Raw genomic sequence first — 15914 nt, 5'->3', positions numbered from 1 at the left:
GATGGCCACGCACCTGATCCGGAAACAGATAGTGGAGGTGGAGCTTCCCTTCCTGGAACCCGCCCCGGACCTTCAGCAACGGGTAAGCCGTTTGGTGCAGGAACAACTCAACCCCGCCTTGAACGAGCAGTTTGACCTGCTTTCGGGACCAAACCAGATTCTACGCCTGGACCAAGTTTCTGTGACGGTGCAAATTTCCAACACTTCTGCCTTGGAGGACCAATTGGTAGAACAGGTGCTTCAATCGCTGGAAAAAGTGTTGTCTGATTCGGAACTGAAGGAAGGAAAAGGGCTGACGTTGACGTTGGGGGAAAGAAACTTTTCTACTTCTGGAAAACCGCAGATCGACGAAGAACCAACACCGCTTACTAAAATTTCTGAGGAAGAGTCGCTTTGGGAAGCATTCGTGTTTTTCCTGCGAAAAGGGTATCTGCCGTGGTGGGCGTTTCCGGGCCGCTTTGAGGAATTCACCGCTAAAACGCACGATCTGCTGCAGACAGAACCTGGGCCACTTCTGAGGAGATCACTGACGCAGCTTCTCCAAACGAAAGAAGTGGTAGAGCGTTTGGCGTTTCAGTTTCCGAAGGATTTTCTGCGGGCGGTGCTTCAGTTCTGTGAAGAGAAATCAGGCTTCTCCCACCAACTACAGCAGGTCGTTTCCTCGCTTCCGCCGCAGGTACAAGAAACCTGGAAAAAAGCCGGGTTAGTTTTGCTGCCCGAGCCCAAAGCGGCTAAACCTAAGCTGCCAACACCTCAGGAGGATTCTTCCACTGGTCCCTCTGAAACAGAGGAAAAAGAAGGGCTCTACCTACAGAATGCGGGATTGGTGCTGCTCGCACCGTTTTTGGAGACGTACCTGCACACCGGGGGCTTGGTGGAAGACCACCTCGTAATAAAACCTTTGGAGGCGGTGCATTGGCTGCAGTTCCTGGTCACCGGGCAGACTCGCACCCCTGAGCCGGAGTTGCTGCTCAACAAGCTTTTGTGCGGAATTCCCCTGGATACCCCGGTGCCTGCCGAAGTGGATTTGCCCCCGATTTGCGAAAAAGAGGCCCAAAACGTACTGGAAGCGGTGATCCGGTATTGGGTTGTGCTGAAGAACACCAGTCCCGCCGGGCTGCGCGAAGGATTCCTGCAGCGGTCCGGGCGACTCTCCCGCAAACCCGATGGCGACTGGCTTCTGCAGGTGGAGCAAAAAAGCTATGACATGCTGCTGGGTTCGCTGCCCTGGAGTTACTCGCTCATCAAACTACCCTGGATGCCCCAAGCCCTATGGGTGGATTGGGCCTAATTTCCCAAAAACGGCATGAAAACGGGTTCTGAGAAATCTTCCTCGTCCGCGCTGCTGCAACGGAGCCAGCAATCGCCTTTCTTCAGTAAACGGGGGGAGGACAGCTTCTTTGCGGCCTCGGGGGTGCAGCGCAGCATTGAGGTGGGCCAGCCCGGTGACCGCTACGAGCAGGAAGCCGATGCCATGGCCGAGAAGGTTTTGCAGAAACCCCCAGCCGGATCAGCCGAAAAACAGGACCAGGAGAAACTCCAGACCAAACCGCTCGCCCAGGGCATTTCCCCGGTTTCCCCTCGGCAAAACCAGGACAGAGAGGAGATCAACTATCAGGAGGAAACTCAGCCAGAGATAAGCCGGAAGGAAAGTCCCACGACCGGGGAACCTGCCACCGTGACTCCCGCGGTGGAAGGGCAACTCCATAGTTCCAAGGGTTCGGGTGCCCCGCTGCCCACCAAAACCCGGCAGGAAATGGAAGAAGGCTTCGGGGCAGATTTCTCCGGGGTACGCACGCACACCGGGCCCGAGGCCGCGCAGCTGAGCCAGGACTTGGGCGCCCAGGCCTTCACCCACGGGCAGGACATTTACTTCAATTCCGGGAAATACGCCCCCGAAACGCAGGCGGGTAAAAAACTGCTGGCCCACGAACTCACCCACACCGTGCAGCAAACCGGCGGGGGAAATGTGCAGAAGAAGGATTTCATTCAAAAAGAGGAACAACCTAAAAAGAGCTTAGGTGAAGCTTCTGCAGATGAGTTAAAGGCCTATGCAGCGGAGCCGACGAGTAAAAAGGGTGCAAAATTTGACACTGGATATATTACAAAAGGGGGAAAAGGAAGAATTGAATTCCACATCACGAAACTTAAAACAGAGAAATACTACATCACCGAGCAGGAGGCAGCCTGGTTGGACGAGTTCAAACCCATTACCGCCCCCAAGGGAGAGCGGGCAACCAAGCAGGCCTCGGTTTGGAAAAGCAGCGTCAAGGAGGGAGTCACCAAAAAATTGAAGACCCTGGGCAAGATAAAAGAGGGGGAGGAAGATAAACTGTTCACTTTTAACCTGGTCCAAAGCAAACAGAAAGGCATAGTAGGCACCCTGCACCAGATTGTGCAGGAAGTCATGGTACCCTTCTGGGATTTCACCGGAAAGCCTGCGCATTATGATATTGAACACATGATAGATTGGCAGATACTGGGGAGTAAGGCCGATAGGATAGATAACCTTATTCTGTTAGAAAGATCCAAAAACCGAAAGCTAGGTACAGTAGTACGGACTGCCATTGAAAAGGACCTTACCAGCATTGGGGTGCATTACAGCAAGAAATTCAAAAGGGTGCCCTCTAGTGGTGCCGATATCAGAAAGAAATATACTACCATTATTGATGACATGAACCTGAGCGGGGATGACCTGGATCCTAAGCATTATTACTATTGCAGTGAATTAGCTTCGGAATCGGGCGAGGGAAATCCCTTTAAACAGGAGTTCGTCACTGTGAAGGAAAAAGAAATCCCCCTGAACCATTTCCTACTTTCCACCAGTGACAAGAGAGCCTCTTACATTCTTCCCTATACCACCAAAACCACCAATATTGGCGCCTTCAAGGTTGACGTAGATTATGACTCCAAAGCCAAAAAGCTCAAGTCTATTGAACTTACCTATCTGGACGCCGGCGACCAAACCCCGCTGAAAGCTAAAAAATTTAAAAAGCAGCAGGTAGACGTAGATGAGCAAGCGCAGGACCGGTACATTATCCAAGGCAAGGGACCCAAGGCCGTCATGGGACCTGTCCTCAAAAGCCTCACCCTAGACAAAATGAGTCCCATTTTGATCAACGAGGAAGACGTGGTGTTCAATGGGCTGGACATTAGCGTGAAAGGAAAAGTAGATCCGTCCATTTCTGTCCTGAAGGGGGTGGATATCTCCTTTGAATTGGAAAACAAAGAATTCACTGTTCGGGCAGAAGTGCCCCTGGATAAAATAGCGAAAAACATCCCTAAGCCTTTTCAGGTAGAGTACTGCTCCATTGTGCTTGCGGCCAGTACCAAAAGCGGCTTTTCCGTGGCCGGGGGGCTGGGCTTCAGCATTGAGAACCTGGGCCGGGGCGATATTTTCGCCAAGGTGGGCAAAACCGTGGGCTTTGACGGCACCTTCAGCTTTGATTCCCGCTGGTTCAGCAAGGCCGACATCAAAATAAGTTACGACAACGGCGACTGGAGCATTGGCGGCGACCTGCAAGTGAAACCCGATGCCGTGAAAGGCCTCAAGAGCGCAGGCCTGAAAGTAAGCTACACCAAAGACGTGTTCTCCGCCGAGGGCGACGCCAAACTGACCGTACCCGGGATAGACACCGTGAAACTGGCGGCCCAGTTCAACGACACCGGCGAGTTCAAGTTCCTGGCCAGCGTCAGCCTGAAAGCCCTGCCCGGCCTCAAAAGCGGTTCCGTGGAAGTCACCATGATGGCGAAGAAGGGCGAAGACCTCAAACTGGGCGTGAAAGGCGAGGCCGAGCCAGACCTGCCCAACGTTCCCAACCTGAGTCCCAAACTCACGGTGTCCTATTTTGACGGCGTTTTTGACGTGCGGGCCACCGTCAACTATACAAAAGGCCGCTTTGACGGAGGGCTGGAGGTGGGCGTCACCAACAAAACCGTCAATGAGAAAGGGGAGCCGCAGGGCGAACCCGACCAGGCCGGGGCGGTGGTGGTGTTTGGCTACGGAAAACTCAAGGTAAAACTGTTCAAGGACATTACCGGCGAGGTGCAGGTACGCCTCACCCCCGAGAAACAGGTACTGGTGGCCGGCGAGGTGGTGGTGAAAGACCTCAAACCCTTTGGGGAGGGATATCATTTCAACAAAGAATTATTTCCCTTCCCCAAGGTAACCATCCCCCTGGTCGGTATTCCGGGTATGAGTGTATCGGCGTTCATTACCGGTGGCGTATATTTCAAGTTTGAATGGGATCCTCTGGTGCTGAAAGAACTAAAAGTGGGGTTCAAGGAGATCAACATCAATGAAATAGAAAAGGTAACACTGGATATTTCCGGATCAGTTGGATCCATGGCCAGCGCCGAAGTGTACATGACGGTTGAGGCCGGGCTGGAAGCGCGGGTCTTGATTGCTAAATTAACGGGGGGCATTGGCGGTGAGGCTGGCTTAGGGCTGAAGGCCGAAGCCGGCGGGGGAGTGAGCGCGGGTTGGAGCATGGAAAAAGGCCTTCTTTTGAAAGAAGTGCGGGCTTTCATGAATGTAACCCCGAAAGCTATTTTTCGGCTCACCGGCTATATAAGCGTAGACCTGGACCTTTGGATCACTTCTGTGAACCTGTATTACCATAAGTGGATTCTAGCCGAAAAACAATTGGGCATGGGGAACCTGGGGTTGAAACTTGATTTTCCCATCAAGTTCAAAGAAGACAACTCCCTCATTCTGCCCGAGGTGAAAGACATGAACTTGGAAAAACCTAATTTCTCCGGCGATCAGGGGAAGGAAATCCTGAACAGTGCCATCAACGGCGAGGCCGAGAAAAAGCTGGAGGAGAAAAAGCGGCAGATCAGGGAAACCATTAAAAGCGACCTGCGCAACCCCGAGACCCAGAAGGAGATGACGCCCACGCAGTACACAAACAAAATGAAGAAGAAGTACGCCAAATCGCCGGACCTGCAGGAATTTGTGGTGAAAACCATACAGGAGGAATCGCGCGCCCTGGAGTACGAGCAGTTTGAGCAGGAGAAGGCCGCCATCCGGGGATTTAAAACGCCGCTGGCTAACAAGCTCTCCTTCGTGGATCTGTTTACCATGTGGCATCAGTATGTCACCCAAGCCGATGTGGATGCGTTCAAAGTCGAACTGACCAAGGAAGACCAGGCGAAAAAAGCCCAGGCCAGTTTACCCGCCTCCAACGCCTCCATGAGCAGCGCCCCGCCCCAGAACCAAACCTCAACCCCGGTGAACCCCAAACCCAAAAGCCTCCGCCGGAAACCCATACCCAAAGAAGAACCGGACAACGACAGCGCCTATTTTAGGCCCGTTTTCGCCAAAATACCCCAAAAACAATCCCCCGAAATCGTTAGTTTAGAGGAAGATTATTCTAACCTTGAAGTACACGAAACTGCCTGGTTCATACCCCAGCCCTCACATGCAAACGAAGGAGATTTTCCCGACTCAGAGGAAGAGCCTTTGGACCTAGACCGTGAACTGATGCCGGTGCTTGACGAGGCAGGCGAGCCGAATAGCATATTTTCTGATTCCTTCGGCGGTGATAAAACACCGCGTTCTGGATCTCCCTTTGGTTTCCCCATCGGTCTCGCGGGAAACTCGCCTTATGCGCAGAGCCGTATTGCCCCATCCTTCATTTCAGACGATATGAGAGTTTATTCGCGGCGAGCCAAGCCCAACCTCAAAGACCAGCAGCCCTTTTTCGGGGGCAAGGGAAAGTCCCAGGACAGCGCGCATCCCTTCGTGACCAAATCGGGTATCCAGCGGAAAAAGGAAACGGTGCGGAAAGCCGCCGAGGAAGAACAGAAAAACCAGATGCCGCCGGAAAGCACCAAGCGCGACGAAGACACCGTGCAAACCAAGGGCAAAGAAGACGAGCAGAAACTGCAGACAAAATGCAAACCCGATGAGTTGCAGAAAGCGGAAAAGCCCGAGAAGGAGAAAGAGAAACCCGTGCAGAAGCAAACCATTCGGCGGAAAGAGAAATCCGTTTTGCGGCAGATTCAGGCAAAAGAGCCCGAAAACGGGAAGGTGGCCTCGCCGGAGGTGGAGCAAAAGCTGCTGGCTTCCAAGGGGAAAGGCTTCGCCCTGCCGCCCGCGCTGTTGCAGGAGCTGAACCAAAAGATGCGGTTTGACTTCTCGGCGGTGCGCCTCCACACCGATGCCGAGGCGGCCGCCCTGGCCGAGGAGCTGAATGCCCTGGCTTTCACCCATGGGCAAGACATTTACTTCAACCAGGGGCAATATGCTCCCCATACCCAAGCCGGCCGCCAACTGCTGGTGCATGAACTGACCCACGTGATGCAGCAATCTCAGGAATAAAAGCTGCGTTTCCGCAAAACAGACTCTCCCGTACCTGTGACCTAAACCAACCGCTACCCGTGGGATTTCACCAACAGCTCCTGGATTTCACGTCCCTGGTCATTGACCACCGGCTGCGCCACTTCACCGGCAGTGTCAACGGCGAACTCCTGTATGACAAAGCCCAACTGCGGGCTCTGTTGCAGGCCGATTGTTTTCAGCGTGTTTTCAGGAAAACGGCCCTGAAAGACGAGGAGCTCCTGATAGTGCTGCTAGCCCTGGCGCCGCACCTGAACCCCGGCTTCTACACCAACATCATCCTAAATTTTCTGCCCGACGGTGGCGATTTCCCCGAATTTGGGGGCGTGAAAGGCACCAACCACCGCGGCATCCTGCCCACCGGCGAAACGGCCTTGTTTGTGCTGGCCGGCGAGAACGTGGAGAAACGCCTGAAAGTGCAGGAACTCCTAAGCCATACCGGGCCACTGGGGCAAAACGGTTTCCTGCGGCTGGAGGCGGTGAAACCCGGCGAACCGGTCATGAGCGGCCGCCTGCTGCTGGACGAGGAAGTGGTGGAACAACTCACCCTGGGCAAAGTTTCTCCGCCCCGGTTCTCCACCGAGTTTGCCGCCGAACTACTCACCACCGAGCAAGACTGGACCGACCTTATCCTCAATGAACATACGCGTTGTCAGGTCCAGGAAATCCTTACGTGGCTGCAGCACAATGACACCCTGTTGTACTCATGGGGCATGCGCAAAAAGATCAAACCCGGTTACCGCACGCTCTTCTACGGTCCGCCCGGCACCGGTAAAACGCTCACCGCCACCTTGCTGGGCAAACATACCGGGCTGGACGTTTTCCGGATAGACCTCTCGCAGATGGTGTCTAAGTACATTGGGGAGACCGAGAAGAACCTGGCCCGCATCTTTGACAAAGCCCAGCACAAAAAGTGGATCTTGTTCTTTGACGAGGCCGATGCCCTCTTTGGCAAACGCACCAACGTGCGCGATGCCCTTGACAGGTACGCCAACCAGGAAGTCTCCTATCTGTTGCAGCGCATTGAAACATACGCGGGCGTGGTGATTCTGGCCTCCAACATGAAAAGCAACCTGGACGAGGCCTTTCTGCGGCGCTTCCACTCCGTCATACATTTTCCCAAACCCTCGGCGGCGGAGCGCCTGGTCATCTGGAAGAACTCGCTACCCAAGCAACTCAAACTGGCCAAACAGGTGGAACTGGAAAGCATCGCCCAGAAGTACGAACTCACCGGGGCCGGCATCCTCAACGTGGTGCAGCGGGTGTGCCTGGAGGCGCTGGCCCAGAAACGGAATACCCTCACCGAGGAGGGCCTGCTGGCGGGCATCAGAAAAGAGCTGGAGAAGGAGGGTAAAATGGGCTAGACCCAGCGGGATGGCTTTCTCACCAGAATCAACTTTCTGTGCTTGAACTTGCCTGATTGACAGAACTTTCTGTATCTTAATGGAAGGCAGCCGCCAGTCTTTTCTTCGCTTGAGTCCATTGCCATTTTCAGTGCATTTTCCCGAAAGCGTGCCTTAAGCGCTCGGGTTGTTTCAGACGCTTAACCTGGTACACCATGATCACCCACTGGGAAGTAATTCAAGAAGTGGCCTGCCGGTACGGCAGCAAAGAGCCAAAGTTTGAGGAAGGCGCCCGCAAGCTGGCGCTGGTGAAAGAGGGCAAGATTCCGCTGGTCAGCATGGAAGATGACCTCACCCGGGTGCAGTACCGCATCGCCCGCGAGGGAGAATCAATGCCCCAGGCGCTGGAGCGGGTCATGGAGCACGCCAATTTCCAGGACAAATTCGTGCTGGACAAACTGTCTGAGATGGCGCGGGCCGTGTGCCGCCTTCTGCACAAGGGCAATCCCGTGGGGACCGGTTTTCTGGTGGCCGAGGACATTCTGCTCACCAACCACCACGTGCTGGAGACCGCAGCCGCGGCCAAAGACCTGCTGGCCGAGTTCAACTATGAGCTGGACGCGAACCAGGTGCCTAAAGACTCGGCCTGTTTCCGGTTAAATCCCGGCAAATTCTTCCTGACCTCCACTTTAACCGAACAAGCGGGGGAGCCCCACTCGGGTTTGGATTTCACCCTCATTGGCGTGGAACGGACGGGCGAGGCGGGGGAGAACCTGAGCAGCTTTCCGCCGGTGTTCCTGGACGGCAACCTGGGCAAAATCATTAAGGGCGAAGGCTGCGTGATCATCCAGCACCCCAAGGGTTTGCCCAAAAAGATCGTCCTGAAAGACATTGCCTTCTTCTCCGAGACCGGCACCCGGCTGGTCTATGAATCAGATACGCTGCCGGGCTCGTCGGGCTCCATGGTGGTGGGCCTGGGCACCTGTGAGGTGATCGCGTTGCACCATTCGGGCCTGCCCCGCACCGACAGCCAGAACCGCGTGCTCACCAAAACCGGAGCCGTGGCGTCGCCCACCACCCCCGACGGGGAAATCGCCTGGCTTGGGAACGAGGGCATCAAAATCAGCCGGATTGTGAAAGCCGTTGCTGAGGCGGTTTTGCCCCCCACCATGGAAAACGGCCGCAAGACGCTCCTGACCAAAACCCAGGCCGTGGCCCAGGAGATCAGAAAAGCCACCGCCGGGAGTTCCCCTTCACCGGCATTGGCTTCGCTGTTGGTTTCTTCCGGAAATGCATCGGACTCAAGCTTTACACCTAAAACCACCGCCCCTGAGCCCAAAGCACCCACCTCCCCAGAAACCACCCCCTCCCGAAAAACGGCTGATTTTCTGATTTCGGCCCTAAACAAACCAGAAACCATTGAACAGCTGGAAGCTTTCCTGTTGCAGCGGTACGGCGCTGGGGTAGTCCTGCAGTTGTCCATGCCCGCCTCGGCCACGGAAGGCGAGGTAGAGTTATTTCACCTGCAGGTTTCCTTCCAAGACAATCCGCAGGAAGAGGCCCAGAAACTTGTTTCGTTCCCCCAGATTTTAACCGCCGAGGTGGATATGCCGCTGCGCCTGAACGCCGACCCCAATCTGGTGTTGGGCTCCGGTGAAACCAGTTCCGTGCTGGAGTCCACGGGGAGTAAAACGTTGAAGTCTGACACCGTAGAGGAGGCCGATTTCCTGAAGGCGAACCGGCAAAGCGACTATGTCAAAGACAAAACGCCGCTGGAATTCAGGAAATGGAATTGGGCCGCCACCGGGTTTGACCAGGCGCTCACGGCGCAGAACCTGCGGCTGCCGGTGGAGAAGGGAATCAGGGTGGTGCAGTTTGACACCGGCTACTCCCGTCATCGCAAAGTGCAGGGCGGTTTTGACTTTGAGTTAGATGTCAACTTTGTGGAGGCTTCCCGGGAAACCGATGCGCTGGACCAACTGACCCAGGGTTTCGGGAAGTTTCCGGGGCACGGCACCCGAACCGGCAGCCTCTTGATTGGGCGGGAAAACACGCTCATTCCCCAGGAAGGGAACGTGGGCCTTTTGACCCGCTCGGGCGCTAAACTGGTCCCGTACCGCATCGCCGATTCGGTCATCATCCTGGACCGGCAGCAGCAGTTGGCGGCGGCGCTGGACCGGGCCATCAGCCAGGGATTTGACGTGATTACCATGAGCATGGGGCTGCCGCCCACCACAGGCACGGCCCAGATGGCGAAAAAGGCCTATGACAAAGGCGTGATCTGGTGTTGTGCCGCGGGCAACGTGGTGCAGGCCGTGGTGGCGCCGGCGGTTTTTCCAGGAGCTATCTCGGTAGCGGCCTCCAATCCGCTGGACCGCGACTGGGCCGGCTCCAGCCGGGGTGACCGGGTAGATATCACCGCGCCCGGCGAGGCTGTTTACGTACCCATCTGGAAAGAAAACCGGTTGGGAGACCCCTTGCAGGAGGCGTTCGCCTACGGGAACGGCACCAGTTACGCCACCCCGCACGTTGCCGCCGCCGCCGCGTACTGGCTCGCCGCTTACCAGGATACCCTCAACTCCCCCGCCTATGCCGGCTGGCGAAGGGTGGAGGCTTTCCGGCAGGCGCTGAAAAGTTCGGCCCGCAGGAAAAACCGATTGCCCCGGAAAGGCTTCGGGGCCGGAATCCTGGACATGGAGACGCTCTTGGCCACTCAGCCTCTGCCGCCGGAAGAGCTGGAATACGCCTACAACAGCTGGAACGAGCACGCCTTCTTTGCCTCGCTGCAGGGCTACCAGGAACTGGTGAAAACCTATTGGAACAGGGTGCACGGCTGGATCTTCGGGGTGCGGCGCGGAAACCAGGAAGCGTTGATGGGGGAGGAAGCAGGTTTGTCTGAGTTCTCGCAGGAGCTGGAGAAGACTCTGTTTCCTGCAGGGTTTCGGTCCGTGGAGTCAGAGGAGGCTGTGGGGGCACCCACTTCGCTGGAGCGCTACCAGTTTCTCCATGAACTAATCCTTTCATCCGCTAAATAGAGGCCCATGGAGAAGCTATTCGACTTTCATTTCCATCTGCTGTTCAAACACTACATTGGCGTAGACCTCCAACGGGGCGAACTGGACCTGAACGAGGACCTGAAAACTACCGGCGTCGCCAATCTGTTGAACGATGTGCTGGGCGGGCCCTTTGACAGCCAGTCCTCGCCGGGCAAAGTGAAGAACAGTGCGCTGGCGTTGGGTGTAACGGGCATCCTGAGCGTGGAGCACGCCTTTGCCAACCGCATTCTGCAGGTGGCGGGCGTGGACCTATCGGGCGTTTTGCCGCTGAAATTCTCCATTTTTGAGCAAACCAGAAGGAGCCAGGTTTCCTATTACCAGGAGTTCAAAAACCAGGTGGACTTTCACCTGAAGCAAGAGGCGGAACTGAAGGAGAGATACGGCATCAGGTTCTTAAAACGGGAGGACTGGACCGGCAAAACGCCGCAGGAAATTGAAACGGGTTTGGCCGCAAACGGCACCAAATGGCTGGCTTTTTCCATGGAAGGCGGCCACAACCTCTCCGACGTGCCCATCCGGAAAGGCGCGCTGTCCCGCAACCCGGAGGTGCAGCTGCGTGAAATCCAGGACCGCACCGACATTGACTTTATCAGCCTGAACCTGTGCCACCTGAGTTACATTCCAGAGCAGCCCCTGGGTGGGTTCGCGCAAGGGTTGAACAAGATGTCGCAGCTGGCGTTCCATAGCGAAGACTTCATGCCCAAACTGGGGCTGGGCCTCACCGAGCTGGGGAAAAAGGTCATCACCCAGGCCCTGACCCACGCAGCCAAGCCCATTCTCCTGGATGTGAAACACATGAGCCTGTACACCCGGCTGGATTTCTACCAGTACCGCGAAAAGCTGCTGGTTCAGTACCCGGCCGCCGAGCGCCTGCCTATTATCTCGTCGCACACCGGGTTTACCTTCACCACCGTGGCCGATTACCTGGAGCGGAAGCAGTTTCGGTCCTCGCATTCGGTGGTGGCGGGGGTGCCTATCAGCCTGGTGGAGCCGGAGAACCGGAAAATAGGGCGGACCAATGACCTCATCAACCGCGGGCTTTTTGCCAATCCGTGGACCATCAATCTGTTTGACGAGGAGATTGTGGAGATCATGCAGTCGGGGGGCATGATGGGCATCAGCCTGGACCAGCGCATTTTGGGCGCCTCCAACCCGGCGGTGGACAGCGCACGCGACCGGTACTACGAGGGCGAGTTTGTGGCCCGGGCCGAGTGGGAGCGGATGTTTAGGGACGGAAAACTGCCCGGCGAGGAACGGGCCGAGCCCCGGAAGAGCCTGACGCCCTCCAAGCAGGAGCGCCACGTGATGCTGCTTTGCCTGCACCTGGTCCACGCGGCGCGGGTGGGCTATGCCAACTTGAACTGGGTGGAAGGCACCTCGCCCTGGAACCACCTCTGCATCGGCTCAGACTTTGATGGGCTCATCAATCCCATCAACGGGTGCGAAGACGTGACGCAGCTGGGCAGGCTCAGGGGCCAGTTGATGGTCTATCTGCCCCAGGCCGATAAATACCTCCTGCCAAACCCCGAGGTGAAAGCCCTGCGCTACAACCCCAACGGTACGGTGAACCGGGCGTTCCTGGAACAGGTGATCCAGGATTTTCTCTTCGGCAACGGGCAGCGGTTCATGATCCGGTACCTGTGCAACTGGCATACGGTGCTGTAGCGCTGGTTAGCTTGTTTTAGGGCTGTTTTCAGGAAAACGGGTCAAAATCAGCAACGGGAAGTTTGCGCCGTAAGTGAGTTACGTAGGGATAGTTGAATAGTAAATTGTATTTAACCCTATTATTGTATAACTAAAGGAGTGATAAGCTAAAAGAGGAACCCCTTTATTAAAGACCTACTAATTCAAATAAATGATACAAAAACTCAAGCACACAGTTAGAACCAAAATGGGCAATGCGGTGCAGCCCTTGGTGGAAGGAATGGTAAAGCAGCGCCTGTTGCCCATGGACGGCCGAATTCTGGACAACTCCTTCATCACCGGTAAATTGTTGCCCTACAACACGGCCACCGCTGACTATATGGTACCCGTTGAGAAAGACGAAAGAGCCTCTGCTTCCTGCTTGCCCGTTCCTCCCCAAAAGTATTGGGAAGGCTACGCCGAAAGGGAGGAAGAATATCTGCAAGGCGGCGCAAAGGACATGGGCGTGATGCTAAATATCCTGAAAAACGCGAACGAAACGCCCCAAACCCTGACCAAAGTGCTGGATTTAGGTTGCGCCGCCGGGCGCATGTTACGGCATTATCCTATCACCCAAGGTAAAACTGAGCTCTGGGGCAGTGACATTAATGCTCAGTACATCAATTGGTGTCAGCAGAACTTTGAGGAGCCTTTTTATTTCCTGACTAATACCACGGCTCCGCACCTGCCCTTTGAAGACAACTCTTTTGACCTGGTGTACTGCGGCTCGGTTTTCACGCACATCACCGACCTGGCGGATGCCTGGTTTCTGGAGATAAAACGCATCCTGCGGAAAGGTGGGTACGCCTATCTCACCATTCACGACGAGCACACGCTGGACCTGATGTTCACTAAGTATAAAGACGATCCTTTGTTCTGTGACTTCGTGGAGGCGGTGCGGCAGTTTTATGAGAAGCAGACGGTGCAGGGGCAGGAGTATGTGTACTTCACCATCTGCTCAGACCCGGCCTCACAGATCTTCTACAATAGGGAGTACCTGGTGAAGAAATGGTCCAGGTTCGCGAGGGTAGTCTCGGTCACCCCGGCAGCCCACGACCACCAAACCGCCCTTCTGCTGCAAAAACCAAACTAACTACAGCAAAGGTATGTGCTGTTTTGGAGTCTTTTCTGGCAAAACGGGTGAAAAACACTGTGAGGCGAGCAAGTACGTTTTCCACCCGTTTTGTCAGAAGTAAAGGCAAACAACGTCCCATTCACCTCTAGCAAACCACAGCAAAATCTTTTTAGTGGAGCATTAGTAAGATAGTATCAGATTTTACGATGATCATGAACACTTACTTATTTCTAGTGGAATTTCAATCATAACAGGGAAGCTAGGAAGGACCTTTCTACTTAAATCCCCTTCAGCCTTCTATAAAATGCATCGGCGTAGGTATCACTGATGGGGATGATTTGATCCCCGATGCTAATCCTGTTTTTCTCAATGTGGTCAATCTTGTCAATGGCCACCATAAAAGACCGGTGTACGCGCGCGAAATTCTGGGGCGGCAGCAGTTCTTCCAGTTTGGCGAAACTGGTGAGGGTCATGATCTTTTCCTGGACGGTATGCACCCGGAGGTAGTCCTTCATTCCTTCTATGAAAAAGATGTCCCGGATGGCAACTTTCTGGATGCGGTGACCCACCTTCAGGAAAAGGTACTCGGGCTCGTTTTTAGACTCGGCGGTTACTTCTTTCTTTGCAGGTACCTGACTGGCGCTATGTTCCTGGTACAGCCTTAGCACCCCTTTGTAAAAACGCTCAAAAGAGAAAGGCTTCACCAGATAGTCCTTCACCTCCAACTCAAAGGCTTTGAGCGCATATTGGTCGTAAGCCGTAGTCAGGATGATCATGGGTTTGGGGTTCAGCAAGGGGATGAAGCTGAGCCCATCCAGGTCCGGCATGTTGATGTCCAAGAAGAGCAGGTCTGGTTTGTCTTTTTTCAGGTTTTCCGCTGCTTCCAAAGGACTCATGAAGGTGCCCTTCAATTCCAGGAAAGGAACTTTGGCTACGTATTCTTCCAGAATCTCCTGGGCCAAAGGCTCGTCATCAATGATGTAGCAGTTGAGTTTCTCTTTCATGGATGTGCGCGTGCGTACCGTTAATTTCCAGATTTACCCCAAACGTTTCACCGGTGTGATGGATCTCCAGGCGGTGTTGCCCCGGGTATTGTAATTGCAGCCTCTTCCGGACATTGGCTAATCCGATACCGCCGGGTTCCTCTACCTCCATCTTCTTCTGGTTAGTACTAATTGGGTTCTGAATTTGAAAGGTAAGCGAATCAGCTTTTATTTCCACCTTGACCTTTATCGCGCCGGGTTCCAGCCGGGCAGGACTGTGTTTGTACGCGTTCTCCAGGAGGTGAATGAACAACAGGGGAGCAATTTCACAGGTTTCCGGCGTACCGTGTACAGTCAGGTCCACCACTGGTGAGTTTTTGTACCGGAGCTGCTGCAAGCCTATATAATCCTGCAGGTAGTTGATCTCCCGGGTAAGTGGCACCGTGGGCGCGTTGGATTCATAAATCATGTAACGCATCAGGGAGGCCAGGCGCAAAACGGCCTCAGGAGCCGTGGGCAGTTGTTTGTAGACTAGCGTGTGGATGTTGTTGAGGGTGTTGAAGAGGAAGTGGGGGTTTATCTGTGATTTCAGGTAGTGCAGTTCTGTTTCCGCCGCCTGTTTCTCCAACTGCTCTTTTCTGATGGTATTCAGCACCAGCGTCTCGGTGACCCGGGCCAGCCAACCGAGAAAGAGAAAAATGGGAACTATGGTCAACAACGTTACAGGATAATATCCCAAGAACAGGTCCCATGTACCAGAGGTTTTAGGATGTAAAATTACGAATGGGAAAGGGCCGGTGAAGAAAATTGCTGCCAGCTTTAGAAAATACTCCTTCCTCTTTTTCTGTCCTGAGTACTTGGTCAGGAGATAGAAGTGGCTGTAAAAAACATACAAAGCCGTCAGCATAAACCCTGTTGTTAGGGGTAGCCAGTAAGATTGGTCATCCGTCCGTAATTGCAGGCCCACCAAAAAGGTGAACAGCGTCCAGACGAAAAGGTGAATCAGCCGGAAGATTTTTTTGACTCTCTGCATAAAACAAAGATACCTTTTCCCCGCCGCCCCTGTACCTCTACTCGACCAGTTCCTCTTCTTCATCTATGAAAGGCAAACCCCAACCTGCCAGTGCCCTCAAGGATGAAAAGCCGACCTTCGTCGATTGGTTTCTAGTAGCTGCATATCAGTTTTTGCGCTCAGTTAGGAAGTCGGTTCTTTTACCCAAGAAAGGAGCGGGAAAAGGATTGTCATTCTGATTTCTCAAAGGCAGGTCTTGCATAAAGAGCCCTCGCTCGCCTCTGGCGAGTGTGAGTCATTAGGCGGCGTCCCGCCGCTAAGGAATGGATTGAATTTGCAGACAAGCGGCCAGAGGCCGCGGGTAACTCACACTCGCCAGAGGCGAGCGAGGGGGTACTAGCTAAATGAATCAGAGTTGC

At 54.5% G+C, this 15914-nt stretch carries 8 protein-coding genes; 6 read left to right on the top strand and 2 right to left on the bottom strand.

Annotation, left to right across the window (positions count from 1 at the left end):
- The first annotated feature begins 1 nt into the window (after position 1).
- From JT718_RS18800 to JT718_RS18775, 6 genes are all read left to right on the top strand, one after another.
- On the top strand, positions 2-1291 hold the full coding sequence (locus tag JT718_RS18800) for a contractile injection system tape measure protein (RefSeq protein WP_240337174.1): 1290 nt from the start codon (positions 2-4) through the stop codon (positions 1289-1291).
- 15 nt (positions 1292-1306) lie between these two features.
- A complete protein-coding gene (locus tag JT718_RS18795; RefSeq protein ID WP_205504338.1) occupies positions 1307-6325 on the top strand; it encodes an eCIS core domain-containing protein in 5019 nt (1672 codons plus the stop codon).
- A gap of 59 nt (positions 6326-6384) precedes the next feature.
- Positions 6385-7707 carry an ATP-binding protein gene (locus tag JT718_RS18790; protein WP_205504337.1) on the top strand — a complete coding sequence of 441 codons (1323 nt, stop codon included), beginning with the start codon at positions 6385-6387 and terminating at the stop codon, positions 7705-7707.
- Between the two features lie 194 nt (positions 7708-7901).
- Positions 7902-10721 carry a S8 family serine peptidase gene (locus tag JT718_RS18785; protein ID WP_205504336.1) on the top strand — a complete coding sequence of 940 codons (2820 nt, stop codon included), beginning with the start codon at positions 7902-7904 and terminating at the stop codon, positions 10719-10721.
- Positions 10722-10727: 6 nt separating this feature from the next.
- Entirely contained in the window at positions 10728-12407 is a 1680-nt protein-coding gene (locus tag JT718_RS18780; RefSeq protein ID WP_205504335.1) for an amidohydrolase family protein, read from the top strand.
- Positions 12408-12597: 190 nt separating this feature from the next.
- Positions 12598-13518, top strand: a complete 921-nt coding sequence (locus JT718_RS18775; RefSeq protein WP_205504334.1) for a class I SAM-dependent methyltransferase — start codon at positions 12598-12600, stop codon at positions 13516-13518.
- Between the two features lie 260 nt (positions 13519-13778).
- On the opposite strand, the gene JT718_RS18770 is transcribed toward JT718_RS18775, so the two are convergent.
- Together JT718_RS18770 and JT718_RS18765 are read right to left on the bottom strand one after the other, a co-directional pair.
- A complete protein-coding gene (locus tag JT718_RS18770) occupies positions 13779-14504 on the bottom strand; it encodes a LytR/AlgR family response regulator transcription factor (RefSeq protein WP_205504333.1) in 726 nt (241 codons plus the stop codon).
- Positions 14473-15579, bottom strand: coding sequence for a sensor histidine kinase (locus tag JT718_RS18765; protein WP_240337173.1), 1107 nt, complete (start codon positions 15577-15579; stop codon positions 14473-14475). The genes JT718_RS18770 and JT718_RS18765 overlap by 32 nt, the downstream gene beginning before the upstream one ends.
- Positions 15580-15914 lie beyond the last annotated feature (335 nt).

The sequence above is a fragment of the Rufibacter psychrotolerans genome, assembly GCF_016924645.1.
Classification (GTDB): domain Bacteria; phylum Bacteroidota; class Bacteroidia; order Cytophagales; family Hymenobacteraceae; genus Nibribacter; species Nibribacter psychrotolerans.
The sequence above is the reverse complement of the archived record's forward strand: the minus strand, read 5'-3'. Positions and strand labels throughout refer to the sequence as shown.

Coding starts and splice junctions, on each gene's coding strand:
- JT718_RS18800 (WP_240337174.1), top strand. CDS start 2: ATGGCCACGCACCTGATCCGGAAACAGATAGTGGAGGTGGAGCTTCCC.
- JT718_RS18795 (WP_205504338.1), top strand. CDS start 1,307: ATGAAAACGGGTTCTGAGAAATCTTCCTCGTCCGCGCTGCTGCAACGG.
- JT718_RS18785 (WP_205504336.1), top strand. CDS start 7,902: ATGATCACCCACTGGGAAGTAATTCAAGAAGTGGCCTGCCGGTACGGC.
- JT718_RS18780 (WP_205504335.1), top strand. CDS start 10,728: ATGGAGAAGCTATTCGACTTTCATTTCCATCTGCTGTTCAAACACTAC.
- JT718_RS18775 (WP_205504334.1), top strand. CDS start 12,598: ATGATACAAAAACTCAAGCACACAGTTAGAACCAAAATGGGCAATGCG.
- JT718_RS18770 (WP_205504333.1), bottom strand. CDS start 14,504: ATGAAAGAGAAACTCAACTGCTACATCATTGATGACGAGCCTTTGGCC.
- JT718_RS18765 (WP_240337173.1), bottom strand. CDS start 15,579: ATGAAGAAGAGGAACTGGTCGAGTAGAGGTACAGGGGCGGCGGGGAAA.